The sequence below is a fragment of the Prevotella sp. MGM2 genome (genome assembly GCF_002933955.1).
Classification (GTDB): Bacteria; Bacteroidota; Bacteroidia; order Bacteroidales; family Bacteroidaceae; genus Alloprevotella.
The window spans coordinates 1-13401 of the sequence record NZ_BEWW01000001.1 but is presented as its reverse complement, the minus strand read 5'-3'; the positions used below and the strand labels follow the sequence as shown (position 1 = coordinate 13401).

Genomic DNA, 13401 nt, shown 5'->3' with positions numbered 1-13401 from the left:
ACATTTCAGCTCTCGAATTTTAACAAATGCACCGGAATTTCGGCTTGACCCGGAATTTCGGCTTGACCCCTTTTAATTGTTGTTAACTTGTTTAAGTCCGATGCTGAGGTATAGACAAATAAAAAACGTGGACTTTTTGCTTCGTCTACGTTTCGGAGGTATCGGCAAACACCTTGCAATCATATACGAGTAAAAGCCCACGGATATACCATAGGCATCAACTTTTACTCTTGATTGCTTCATTAAAATTTTGCCGATTTTTCCGAAACAAGAATAAAGCTAACGCTTTCTATTTTATATGTCTTTAATTGACTATGCTACATAGGCGGTTTGCGGTTTAGTTATTTGGGTGCAAAGATACAAAGAATTATTGATAGTTGAGTGCTTTTCAGTCATCTATATCAAGTGTTCGGATAAAATTTTGTATCTTTGCAGTTATAATTGAGGTGTACGACCTCATCAAGAGAAAAAGAAAAATGGTAAACCACAACGTAAACCATAAAACAATAGAACTTATTAACTCTTTGAAAGACAAAGAGAAAATCAAAATACTTTTTGTGTGCCTGGGCAATATCTGCCGTTCGGTAACGGCTGAGGAAATATTTCGTACATTGGCTTCTCGGGCCGGACGTACAAGTGCATTTTTCGTCGATTCAGCCGGCCTGATAGACTATCATGAGGGCGAACTGGCTGACAAGCGCATGCGCAGTCATGCCGGCGCCCATGGTTACCATCTGACACACAGGTCGCGGCCGGTGAAAACTGACGATTTCAAACGTTTTGACCTTGTGGTGGCTATGGACGAGGACAATGTGCGCCGGTTGCGCCGGCTGGCTCCTGACGAAGAGGCCGCCGGAAAAATAGTACGCATGGCGGACTATCTCAGTCGCCACGAAGGCTTTTCAGCCGTACCTGACCCTTATTATGGAAAAGCGGAGGACTTCGAACTCGTTATCGAACTGCTTGAAGATGCCTGTGCCGGCCTGCTGAGTGTGTTAAAATAAATTCCGGCGTTAAGACGGAATGGAAAAAAGCGGACTTGCCGGTTGCGGGCTTACTTTTTTTCTCTAATTTTGTAGCATCAATCGTAATAATACTATAAATAAAATCTTAATATCATGGAACAGAAAGACCTGAAACACATCGTATCGCAATTCAACATTGAGGGTAATGTAGCCGAAGTAAAGCCTTTGGGCAACGGACTCATCAACACTACTTACAGAGTATGCACAGAGGGCGATGCCCCCGATTACGTGTTGCAGCACGTTAATAACGCCATCTTTCCCGACGTGGAAATGCTGATGGATAACATCGTAGCAGTGACCGGTCACATCCGCCGGAAATATGAGGCCGAGGGTGTGGCTGACATCGACCGCAAAGTGCTCAGTTTCGTTGCTGCAAAGGATGGCAAATATTTCTATTTCGACGGCGAAAAGTACTGGCGCATCATGGTATTCATTCCCGAAACTGTTTCGCAGACAGCCGTAACACCCGAAAGTTCGAAAATCGTAGGCGAAACGTTTGGCAATTTTCAGGCTATGTTGGCCGACATTCCCGTTCAGCTCGGCGAAACGATTAAGGACTTCCATAACATGGAATTTCGCTTGCAGCAATTACGCGAGGCTGTGGCCGAAAATAAGGCCGGCCGTCTGAGCGAGGTGCAGTGGCTCGTCGATGAGCTTGAAAAGCGTGCGGAGGAAATGTGCAAGGGCGAACGTCTCCACCGTGAGGGCAAATTGCCCAAGCGTATCTGCCACTGCGACACAAAAGTTGATAATATCCTTTTTGACAAGGACGCCAATGTTCTCTGTGTAATCGACCTCGACACTGTGATGCCCAACTTTATTTTCTCCGATTTCGGCGATTTCCTGCGTTCGGCTGCCAACACCGGCAAGGAGGATGATGAGAATCTTGACAACGTGAATTTCAATATGGACATATTCAAGGCTTTTACCGAAGGTTATCTGAAGAGCGCCCGTTGCTTCCTCACGCCACTTGAAATAGAGAACTTGCCTTATGCCGCTACTCTCTTCCCTTATATGCAGACCGTGCGCTTCCTGGCAGATTATATTAATGGTGACACTTACTACAAAACACAATATCCTGAGCATAATCTTGTGCGCTCAAAGGCCCAGTTCAAGCTTCTTCAGAGTGCAGAGGAACACTTGTCGGAGATGAAAGCATTTATAGCTAAACAATTGGCATAATCGAACGGTTAAAATAAAACTTGTTACGGAATGCAAAACGAGCAGGCTATCTGTCTGTGTCGTTTTGCATTCCGCTTTTTCTTTGTATCTTTGCAACGGGTTGAGAAATACCGGAAAATCATTTTCAACGGTATTGTGGCCTGAAAATATCAGTCAATAAATCTATTAAAATAAAGAGATTATGTCTAAGAATATCAGATTGGAAATTAACAAAGCAGTGCAGTTCTTAGCTGCAGGTGCTGTGGAAGCGCTTGAACCTCAGGTGAAAGCCGCACAACAGGCTCTTGAAACCGGAACATGCAGAGGGAATGATTTCCTCGGCTGGCTGCACTTGCCTTCATCCATTACGGCCGAACATTTGGCAGACCTCAAGCAAACAGCCCAGACGCTGCGTGAAAACTGTGATACCATTGTTGTGGCAGGTATCGGTGGCAGTTATCTTGGTGCCCGCGCCGTTATCGAAGCATTAGGCAACAGTTTTGAGTGGTTAACCAACGATGGAAAGAATCCTGTGATACTTTTTGCCGGCAACAACATCGGTGAAGACTATCTATCAGAACTTTGCGCCTACCTTGCCGGACGTAATTTCGGTGTGATCAACATTTCAAAGAGTGGTACGACAACGGAGACCGCACTGGCTTTCCGCCTGCTCAAAAAACAGTGTGAGGAACAGCGTGGCAAGGAAATGGCACGCAAGGTAATTGTAGCTGTTACCGATGCCAGAAAAGGAGCCGCCCGCGTAACAGCTGACAATGAAGGCTACAAAAGTTTTATTATTCCTGACAACGTAGGCGGACGCTTTTCCGTTCTCACGCCCGTGGGGCTGCTGCCCATCGCCTGTGCCGGTTTCGACATTGAAAAACTGGTACTCGGAGCCGTTGACATGGAGAATGCAACAGCTTCAGAAGTTCCGATGAAAGAAAATCCTGCCGCGCTGTATGCCGCCGTTCGCAATGCGCTTTATCTGGCTGGTAAGAAAGTGGAAATTCTGGCTAATTTTCAGCCTAAACTCCATTCAATGAACGAATGGTGGAAGCAACTTTATGGTGAAAGCGAAGGCAAGGACGGAAAAGGCATATTCCCGGCAGCAGTTGACTTTACCACAGACCTTCATTCTATGGGCCAATGGATTCAGGACGGCGAGCGTACTATTTTCGAGACGGTTGTCAGCGTAGAGGAGCCTAAGCATACACTTCTTTTCCCACATGATGAAGATAATCTTGACGGCTTGAATTTCCTGGAAGGCAAGCGTGTGGACGAAGTGAACAAGATGGCAGAGCTCGGCACGCAGCTGGCTCACGTGGATGGTGGGGTTCCCAATTTGCGCGTAGTCATGCCACAACTCGATGAATATTACATCGGACAGCTGATTTACTTCTTTGAGCGTGCCTGCGGTATCAGCGGCCTTGTGCTTGGTGTGAATCCTTTTGACCAACCCGGTGTGGAAGCTTACAAGAAGAACATGTTTGCCCTGCTCGACAAACCGGGCTATGAAGCCGAGAGCAAGGCCATTCGTGAGCGTTTGGAAAAATAAGGGGGTAGCGAAATGACACAGAATGTCATAGATAAATATTTGGAAAAGCACGGCTTCGGGACATTGGCTCCGAAGGCCGTGCTTTTCGATATGGATGGTGTGCTGTTTGACTCTATGCCCAACCATGCCCGCTCTTGGTCGAAAGTTTGTACGGAGTTCGGCTTGGAAATGTCTACTGAGGAAGCTTACATACACGAAGGACGTACAGGCGAAGCCACCATCAATATCCTTGCCCGCCGCCATTGGGGTCGCGAGGCCACTCATGAGGAGATTGAACGCATATATGAAGAAAAATGTCGTTTGTTCAATGCTTGTGCCGAAGCTCCTAAGATGCCTGGTGCCGAGCAGGTTTTGGCACAAGCCAAGGCTGCAGGTTTGCGTCTGCTTGTTGTCACGGGCAGTGGACAGCAGTCGTTGCTCGAACGTTTGGAACTGGGCTATCCGGGGTACTTCACGTTTGAGCGGATTGTTTCAAGCAAGGATGTTGAACATGGCAAACCCTCTCCGGAACCCTATCTGTTGGGGCTGGAACGTGCCGGGGTTAAACCATGGGAGGCCATAGTCGTTGAGAATGCCCCTTTGGGGGTACGATCAGCAGTGGCGGCTCAAATCTTTACCATAGCAGTCAATACCGGCCCATTGCCCGGCGAGGCGCTTGTTTCCGAAGGAGCCGACCTTCTTTTCCCGTCAATGTCGGCTTTGGCCGATGCCGGATTGTTTCGGGAGATCGGTGATGTCTGATGTGGATTCTATGAGGGAAATTATAAAGGCAAGCCTTTTCTTGCTTTTTCTCTTTTCATCGGATTGACGGTTTTAACATTTCTTGCTTTTGCTTCGAAAATGTATTATCTTTGTAATAGCCAAGCGGGACTCTCCACCGGAAAGTCCCGCTTTTTGCGTGTTTTTTGCCTATATTTAAGCGTTTAAGAAGGAGGGGGCGCCTTAAAAATCCCCGTATTGGAATTCAAATTCCAAGTATTCGTGTTAAAATTTCGATACGGACTTTTCCAACTCCAATACTTAGAGTTGGTTTTATAGCTTCTTTAAATGTAACGGAAAGTTAAATATGTTAAATATGAGGAGCCCTTTCAGGTCTTTGAGCGCTGTTGCCTGATAGGATTGTTTTTGATCCTTTTTGTTTCTTCAAAGAACGAACGGGTTGTTTGGCTCATCTTCTCCCTGTGTGTTTTTAGCAGGAGTGACAGACTGAAGCATATCTTGATTTTGCTTTTTCAAGTTGGCAAAACCTTTATTCCTTGTTAAAAGATTATTAAAGCTGGAGTTTTTTTATTTCTCTTGCTTGGAGCAAATGGGAGGAAACCGTACATTTGCACTGTTTTTCATGGTATTAGATTTAAGGTTAGTAAAAGATTGATTGTCGTGAGACAATCTTCTTTTTTTATATACTTGCCTCATCTTGTTTCTTTTTCATGTGTATGGAGGGGAAGATTTGATGAATGGCTTCATTGAGAGAGACATATCGGGTGGAATGTCTGATCTGCTGACATTCTTTTATTGAGGAATTGTGGATTTTCTTATCTTATCCTGTTCAAATGATTCCATGTATGATGAGAAGTCATGTTAAATTCCAGTTATCGGCAGTTTTTTGTATCGGATAGTTTCTTTGTGCGTTTTTTTGTGTTTGCGGTTTACTGAACGTGTTTGTGGAGGTAGTATGAAAAAATAAGGGGACAACCCTTATGGTTGCCCCCTTGTCTGATATTTGTCCGGAGATGGAACCGGATGATTTTAGAACATTTTTTCAGGATAAACGCCTTCTTCACCAAGTTTCTGAAATTTGGCCACAACTTCAGGACGGTCCTCCGGATAGGTAACGCCGAACCACTTCGAAGTGGTGTCGAGCACTTCGCAGGTTGCGGAGCCGTCATTGATGAGTTTGTCTACCATGAGAGGAATGAAAAACTCGCTCTTGAGGTTTTCAATGTTTTTCGGGTCGGAAAGGAATGTCTTGAAGAATTCTTCACTGTGGGCAAAATAATCGGGCGTGAACCCCCAGAAGTTCATGGAAACGGGGGTAGTGTCAGGAATGGCTACCCACTCGCCATTATCGTCGAGGTATTTTACAACACCGTCGAAGCGCTGTATTTTTGTACGTTCAACAACAGAGGTAAGATGCTTGTTCTCATCAGCTTCGCAGACACCGCGGCTTACAGTGCCGCTCTCCGACAGAGTATTGCCTACTCGGAAACCTACCATGGCGTATTTGCCTGTGGAGCCTTCGGGCAGGTTGTTGAGCCACTGGCCCATGACGTTGAAAGCATCGCGGTCGTAGAAATCGTCGCAGTTCAATACGGCAAACGGCTCTTTAATGACATCCTTTCCCATCATGACAGCGTGGTTCGTGCCCCAAGGCTTGGTGCGGTCAGCCGGGCAGGTGAAACCTTCAGGCAGTGCGTCAAGGCTTTGGAATACCAATTCACAGGGAATGTGACCTTCGTATTTTGAAAGAACGATGCGGCGGAAATCTTCTTCAAAGTCTTTGCGGATAACGAAAACGAGTTTGCCAAAACCGGCATTGATGGCATCGTAAATGGAGTAATCCATAATGGTTTCACCGTGAGGGCCAAGGCCATCGAGCTGCTTGAGACCGCCATAACGGCTACCCATACCTGCTGCGAGGAGGAAAAGTGTTGGTTTCATAGGTTTTTAATTTTTATAAGTTATGTCGTTTTTTATGATTTATTGCAAAGTTACAAAGATTTTGCAGGAAGGATAACGAAAAACGTGAAAAGATGAATATTTTGTTACTATTCTTAAAAATCAGCCTCCCAAGAGGTTTTTGACAGCTTCTGCACAGCGTTCCCCGTCAATGGCTGCCGACACGATGCCACCGGCATATCCGGCTCCTTCGCCGCAGGGAAATAGTCCGGAAAGACCGATATGCTGTAGTGAATTATTGTCGCGCACAATACGTACCGGTGCAGAAGTACGCGTTTCCGCAGCTATGACTACGGCTTCATTGGTGAGAAAACCGTGGCTCTTGCGGCCGAACTGGTTGAAGCCGTCAATAAGCCGTCGGGTAACAGCTTGTGGCATCCAGAAGTGGAGCGGGGAGGCTATGAGACCGGGCGAATAGCTGCTGGCGGGAAGGTCTGCGCTCAAGCGGCGGTTCACAAAATCGGCCATACGCTGCGCTGGAGCCGTCTGACGGTATTGTCCTTGCTGCCAGCAGGCTTTTTCTATAGCCTCCTGTAGGTACATGATGCGCAAAGGATTGGACGGTTCTTGAATGTCCTCATGCGTTGCTGCGAAACTTTCGTCACTCATGGCTTCCTTGAGGAAAGGGCCCAGTTCGCCGTCCAAATCTTCGGGACGCGTTTCCACTACCATCCCTGAATTGCTCCATGACGATCCGCGGTTGGACGGACTCATGCCGTTTACTACAATTTGTTGCGGGCCGCTGGCGGCCGGTACAACAATACCTCCCGGACACATGCAGAAACTGTACACGCCGCGTCCGCCGCTTTGTGACACATAGCTGTACTCTGCTGCCGGGAGATAGGACCCGCGTCCTTCGCGGCTGTGGTATTGCAGCTGGTCTATCAAATGGGCTGGATGCTCCAAACGTACTCCTACTGCAATGCCTTTGGCTTCAATGGCTATGCCTGTCTGATGTAAATAACGGTAAACGTCACGTGCGGAATGGCCGGTAGCCAGAATCACCGGTCCTAAGTACTCCTTGCCTGCCGATGTCCTGACGCCTTCTACCTTTTCTTTATTAATTAATAATGCGTCCACACGTGTTTGGAAATGCACCTCTCCTCCGGACCGGCGTATTTGATCACGCATGGCTTCAATGATACGGGGCAACCGGTCTGTGCCGATGTGCGGATGCGCATCGTATAGGATGTCGGTTGATGCACCATGCTGGCAGAACACGCGGAGAATTTTTTCTACGCTGCCGCGTTTTTTTGAGCGCGTATATAGTTTGCCGTCGGAATAGGCCCCTGCTCCGCCTTCGCCAAAGGAATAGTTGCTTTCGCTGTCAACCAGATGTTCCCGTGAAATGCGGGCAATGTCTTTTCGGCGTTCATGCACATCTTTCCCCCGTTCCAGCACAACGGGGCACAACCCGCATTCTATCAGGTGAAGAGCGGCAAAAAGTCCGCCGGGACCGGCTCCTACCACTACGACACGTGGCGCTTCCGACACATCAGGATAGAATATAGGTTCGAAGTAAGCTTGTGGCGCCGGCTCGTTGATGTAAATGTCCATAGTGAGATTGACAAAAACCGTTCGCTGGCGGGCATCAATGCTGCGCTTGCGTATGCGGAAATCCGAAAGTGAGCGGGCATCAATGCCTAATTCGCGCACAATGTAGCGGCGTAATTCGCGGTCTTGTGCCGCTATGCTGGGGTGTACGCGTATGGAGAGCGTTTTCTGCATGTGGAAGTGAAAGTTTTTGAGAAGGATTGGATTATTTGAAGAAGAAACTATCCGAACAAAGCACGTAAGGCTTCTTCGACCCTACTTACAGATACGAGTTCTATTTCCGGATTTTTTATGTCTAGCCCTTTGAGATTCGCTTCGGGAACAACGATGCGGCGGAAACCTAACTTTTGCGCCTCGAAAATACGTTGGGTTATGCGTGTGACAGGGCGTATTTCTCCGCTCAAACCAACTTCTCCCGCCATGCAGACGTTGCGCTCGATGGCTGTGTCTACGTTGCTGGACAACACGGCGGCTATCACAGAAAGATCAATGGCCGGATCAACCACACGGATACCGCCGGCAATGTTGAGAAATACATCCTTTTGCGCCAGCTTGAATCCCACACGTTTTTCAAGTACGGCCAATAGCATGTTGAGGCGGCGTAAGTCGAAGCCTGTGGCCGAACGTTGAGGCGTGCCGTAGGCTGCTGTCGACACCAATGCCTGTGTTTCAATGAGGAATGGTCTTACACCTTCGATGGCTGCAGCGATGGCCACGCCGCTTAATTCGTCTCTGCCTTGTGTCAGGAGTAATTCTGACGGATTCTCCACAGGGCGCAGTCCATCGGCCCGCATTTCGTAAATACCTAGTTCCGATGTAGACCCAAAGCGGTTTTTTATACTGCGCAATATCCGATAAAAATAATGTCGGTCGCCTTCGAACTGCAACACGGTGTCGACAATGTGTTCCAATACTTTTGGGCCGGCAATGCTGCCTTCCTTGGTAATATGACCTATAAGGACAACAGGGACACCGCTTTCCTTGGCGTATTTAAGTAAGGCGGCGGCGCATTCCCGTATTTGTGTGACTGAGCCGGGAGAGGAGTCTACGTTTTCTGACGCTATGGTTTGAATGGAGTCAATGACCACCATGTCCGGCCGGATGTTCTTGATGTGCGTGAATACGTGTTCCAGGCGCGTTTCGCAAAGCAACAGGCAGTCGGACGGGCGTTGTGACAACCGGTCGGCCCGCAATTTGATTTGTTTTTCGCTTTCTTCGCCGCTTACGTAGAGCAGGCGGCGGTCGGACATGTTCAATACAGTTTGCAAAAGAAGAGTTGATTTGCCGATGCCGGGTTCGCCTCCCAGAAGAGTGAGCGACCCGGGTACGATGCCACCGCCCATCACGCGGTCGAGTTCCGCGTCATGCGTGCTGTAACGCGGTTCTTCTTCAGCCGATACGCCGGACAGCGGGACTGGAGTGGCCTCCCGCCGTTCCAGTCCCGCCAGTACTTTTCCTGCACGTCCTGCCGCGGCGGCGGAGGCCGGACGTATGGTCATCTCTTTAAACGTGTTCCATTCGCCGCAAGCGGGGCATCGGCCTACCCATTTGGCGGCTTCCTGCCCGCAGTTGCTGCACACGTATACGGTCTTTTCCTTTGCCATGTGCGATTGTTATGACAGTTCGTTCAGTTCTTTTTTCAGGCAGAGCAACTCTGTGCGTACAGTCCGCAAGCGTTCTATAACCTCTACGGTCTGTACAGTTCCCTCCTTGTTCTTTTTCAAGAGTTCGCGGGCTGCGGCAATTTTGAGGCCGCGTACTTTCACCAGATTGTGAACCAGGCGTACCTGTTCTATGTCGTCTTGTGTGTAACGGCGCATTTTTCCTCCTGTTTTCTTGGGAGAAATTTGTGAGAACTCTTTTTCCCAATAGCGGAGTGTGGTTTCGTTGATGTCGAACATTTCCGCCACTTCGCCGATGGAGTAGAATTGTTTGCTGTAGTTGTTCAGATTAAGCGCCATAGACCTTCACATTGATTAGTCGTTTACATAAATATTCTCTATCTCTACAACGTAAACCGTATGGAGTGTTCCTCCGGGTTGGTCGTTGTACCAGCGTTCGAATAAAGTCTTGTCAAGAAAGTCTTCGGCATTGAACTTTCCGCGGTAGAGTTTTCGCCCTTCCAAGGTGAGACGGGCTTGTGAAAAGGTCACGTTGCCGGTTTCCGTGGCAACGGGGGACAGGCCGGTTTCTTTTGCCTTGTTGCAGTCACGCCCTGATTTTGTTCCGCAGAAGTTAAGGATTTCCCGGTTCTCGTTGCCAAGAAAAGCGAGGGTGAGGCGTTCGTTGTTTTCAACAAACTCATGTGTGTAGCGTTCAGGACGTATGAAGACGAAAGCTACGGCTTTATTCCACAGGTATCCCACTCCGCCCCAGGAGGCTGTCATTGTGTTGAATTTATCGGGAGTTCCGGCTGTTACCAGCATCCATTCCTTGCCTATGGCTTTTATCACGTCTTCCTTGCCCAGACGGGCTATGTCTGCTTTTTTCATAAAGAATATCAGTTATGTTTTGGGTGATAAGTTAGTGAGCAAAGTTACAATTTTATCCCGCTCATGCCAAAAAAACGGATGTCTTTCCGCCGTTTGGCAGAAGGACATCCGCTTTTCTTCTTTGTAGTTTGTTAATTACCTAATCAGGCTTCAGCTTGGGGAAGTACCGAAACAACGCTGCGGTCACGGTTGCCACGCTTGAAAGTAACTACGCCGTCAGTGAGGGCATAGAGTGTGTGGTCGCTGCCCATACCGACATTTTTGCCGGGATAGTGTACAGTACCGCGCTGGCGAACGATGATGTTTCCGGCGATGCAAGTCTGACCGCCCCAAATCTTAACGCCTAATCTTTGTGAAGCCGACTCACGGCCGTTCTTAGAACTACCTACACCTTTTTTGTGTGCCATTTTCTTCTACGTTTTTAGGAGTTAAGCAATAACTTGTTTGATTGTCAGTTCAGTGAACTGGTGACGATAACCGTTGAGTTTGCGGTGGCCTTTGCGACGCTTTTTGTGGAAAATGAGCACCTTTTCGCCTTTTACGAGCGGAGAGATGACTTCGCAAACCACTTTGGCTCCTTCTACTACGGGAGCGCCCACGGTGATGTTACCTTCGTTGTCTACCAACAATACTTTCTCAAATTCAACAGTCTGGCCGCCTTCAGCTGCCGGCATGTGGTTGACGAAGAGCTTTTTGCCTTCCTCAGCCTTGAACTGCTGACCGTTAATCTCTACGATTGCGTACATTTTAAAATTGTATAAACGGTTTTTTCCGGGAGGCGTACCGCATCCGCGGTCGCTTCTTTGGCCTCATCGGACTCTAAACGGCTGCAAAATTACAACTTATTTTTAAAAATCCGACATGCGGGCTGTTATTTTTTTCTGACTAGAAGGCTTAAATTTTCCGTTTCACAATGGCTTCGGCCCGTTCGAGCGCCACATTGATGTTGGGGCAGATGTGGTCTTTTCCCAAAAGCCGGTCGAACCCGTTGTGTTCCAGTACGGCATAGACGTTAGGCATTACGCCTGAAAGGACGATGTGTGTGCCTTCGCGATGGCTCATTTCGCAGAGGTTCTGAAGGTTGTGTATGCCGGTGGAGTCGATGAACGGCACACGGCGCATGCGGATGACACGTACTTTGGGGTGGTTGTCCATCGCAGCCATGAGTTCCTCAAACTTGTTGGCTATTCCGAAGAAGTAAGGGCCGTTGATTTCATAGACCTCTACTCCGGCCGGTATGACGAGATGTTCTTCGTGAACTTCGGCATCTGTCTCTTCGTTGGGGTCTATTTCATCGGCTATCACCTTGATTTGCGTTGTCTCGGCCATGCGCTTCATGAAGAGCAGGCAGGCAATGAGGAGCCCTACCTCAATGGCCACCGTCAGGTCGAAGATGACTGTGAGGAAGAAGGTGATGAGCAGTACCGCAATGTCGCTTTTGGGATTTTTCATCAGCTGGGCAAAGGTGCGCCATCCGCTCATGTTGTATGAAACGACAACCAGTACGCCGGCCAGACAGGCCATGGGGATATAGGCGGCCAGCGGCATGAGTGCGATGAAGATGACCAGCAGCACCAGAGCGTGTATGATGCCCGCTACGGGGGTGCGGCCACCGTTGTTGATGTTTGTCATGGTGCGGGCAATGGCTCCGGTACAGGGAATGCCTCCGAAAAGCGGTGTGCAAAGATTGGCCACGCCTTGTCCGATAAGTTCCTGATTGGAATTATGGTGGTCGCCGCACACACCGTCGGCGACAGTGGCCGATAGAAGCGACTCAATGGCACCGAGTACGGCTATGACCATTGCCGTGGGGAGGAGCGAGCGGATGTCGTCCCACGTGAGATGCGGCACTTCAATGGAAGGAATGACCGCTTTTATCTCACCAAACGAGTCGCCTATAGTCGTGATCTTATAATCCGTGTAGGTGTTGAGGAAATAAACGCCGAGAGTCATTATGACGATGGCCACCAGCGAACCGGGTATTTTGCGCGATACTTTCGGCGTGAGGGCGATTATGGCGATACTGGCCAGTCCCACCAGTGTGGTGAGCCAGTCGGCTGTGTCGAAGTGGCGGAAATAAACCACCCATTTCGAAATGAAATCGCCGGGTATCTTTCCGGTGATGCTCAGTCCGAAGAGATCTTTGATTTGCGTGGTGAATATCGTCAGGGCTATACCGCTGGTGAATCCCACCACGATGGGATAGGGGATGAACTTGATGATAGTGCCCAGCCTGAACACGCCTAATAATATGAGGAACAGGCCGGCCATCATCGTAGCTACCAGAAGTCCTGAAAGACCGAGTGCGGGGTTGTTGACAATTCCGAATATGATGACGATGAATGCGCCGGTGGGGCCGCCGATCTGTACGCGCGATCCGCCAAGCGCCGATACGATAAAACCGCCGATGATTGCCGTAAGGATACCCTGCGAGGGGGATACGCCTGAGGCGATACCGAAGGCTATGGCCAGCGGCAGAGCCACGATGCCTACGATGAGGCCGGCCATGGTGTCGGCGGCCAGTTTCTCACGTGAGTAATGGCGCAACTCCGAGAAGAGCCGTGGTTTGAAATGAATACCTTTCATGTTTTTATTTTAGTAAATTGTTACGTATTTTTAGAAATAGACTGCAAAGATACACACTTTTTAGCAAAAGGCAAAAGTAAACGGCCGGATGAAGCTGTGAGGCCGGTTCGGGTTTTGTGAAGCAAAAAGAGCAGCGCGCCATTTTAACATAATTTGCTTTTGGGCGGAAAATGTTGTATCTTTGTAACAGCGGAGCGGGACTTTCTCATGAAAAGTCCCGCTTTTTCAGTGTTTTTCAGGTGGTTTCGAGTCGTTTTTTGCCATGTTGTTTCTTGAAACTCCCCGTATTGCAATTTAAAATGCAAGTATTCGTGTTAAAATTTCGATACGGACTTTTTTATCTCTAAGT

At 48.6% G+C, this 13401-nt stretch carries 12 protein-coding genes; 4 read left to right on the top strand and 8 right to left on the bottom strand.

All coding sequences use genetic code 11. From position 1 onward, the window contains the following. The first annotated feature begins 476 nt into the window (after positions 1-476). The 4 genes from C5S62_RS00060 to C5S62_RS00045 all read left to right on the top strand — a co-directional run bounded on the left by C5S62_RS00060 (position 477) and on the right by C5S62_RS00045 (position 4482). Positions 477-1004, top strand: coding sequence for a low molecular weight protein-tyrosine-phosphatase (locus tag C5S62_RS00060; RefSeq protein WP_104403542.1), 528 nt, complete (start codon positions 477-479; stop codon positions 1002-1004). A 114-nt stretch (positions 1005-1118) separates the two neighbouring features. Further along, the gene (locus tag C5S62_RS00055) at positions 1119-2207 is read left to right on the top strand and encodes a phosphotransferase enzyme family protein (RefSeq protein WP_104403541.1); all 1089 of its coding nucleotides are present in this window, start codon (positions 1119-1121) and stop codon (positions 2205-2207) included. A 181-nt stretch (positions 2208-2388) separates the two neighbouring features. Next, on the top strand, positions 2389-3741 hold the full coding sequence (locus tag C5S62_RS00050; RefSeq protein WP_104403540.1) for a glucose-6-phosphate isomerase: 1353 nt from the start codon (positions 2389-2391) through the stop codon (positions 3739-3741). 12 nt (positions 3742-3753) lie between these two features. Next, positions 3754-4482, top strand: coding sequence for an HAD family phosphatase (locus C5S62_RS00045; RefSeq protein ID WP_104403539.1), 729 nt, complete (start codon positions 3754-3756; stop codon positions 4480-4482). A gap of 1008 nt (positions 4483-5490) precedes the next feature. Here the strand turns inward: C5S62_RS00045 and C5S62_RS00040 are convergent. From C5S62_RS00040 to C5S62_RS00005, 8 genes are all read right to left on the bottom strand, one after another. Beyond that, positions 5491-6402, bottom strand: a complete 912-nt coding sequence (locus tag C5S62_RS00040) for a nucleotidyltransferase (RefSeq protein WP_104403538.1) — start codon at positions 6400-6402, stop codon at positions 5491-5493. 120 nt (positions 6403-6522) lie between these two features. Further along, a complete protein-coding gene (locus tag C5S62_RS00035) occupies positions 6523-8148 on the bottom strand; it encodes an NAD(P)/FAD-dependent oxidoreductase (protein WP_104403537.1) in 1626 nt (541 codons plus the stop codon). 47 nt (positions 8149-8195) lie between these two features. Next, a complete protein-coding gene (radA, locus tag C5S62_RS00030; RefSeq protein WP_104403536.1) occupies positions 8196-9578 on the bottom strand; it encodes a DNA repair protein RadA in 1383 nt (460 codons plus the stop codon). 9 nt (positions 9579-9587) lie between these two features. Next, positions 9588-9935: a MerR family transcriptional regulator gene (locus tag C5S62_RS00025; protein ID WP_104403535.1), complete on the bottom strand. Its 348-nt coding sequence runs from the start codon at positions 9933-9935 to the stop codon at positions 9588-9590. Positions 9936-9950: 15 nt separating this feature from the next. Beyond that, positions 9951-10466, bottom strand: coding sequence for a flavin reductase (locus tag C5S62_RS00020; RefSeq protein WP_104403534.1), 516 nt, complete (start codon positions 10464-10466; stop codon positions 9951-9953). Positions 10467-10609: 143 nt separating this feature from the next. Then, positions 10610-10873, bottom strand: coding sequence for a 50S ribosomal protein L27 (rpmA, locus tag C5S62_RS00015; protein ID WP_104403533.1), 264 nt, complete (start codon positions 10871-10873; stop codon positions 10610-10612). 21 nt (positions 10874-10894) lie between these two features. Beyond that, entirely contained in the window at positions 10895-11212 is a 318-nt protein-coding gene (gene rplU, locus C5S62_RS00010) for a 50S ribosomal protein L21 (protein ID WP_104403532.1), read from the bottom strand. Between the two features lie 148 nt (positions 11213-11360). Beyond that, a complete protein-coding gene (locus C5S62_RS00005) occupies positions 11361-13052 on the bottom strand; it encodes a SulP family inorganic anion transporter (protein ID WP_104403531.1) in 1692 nt (563 codons plus the stop codon). Between the last annotated feature and the right edge of the window lie 349 nt (positions 13053-13401).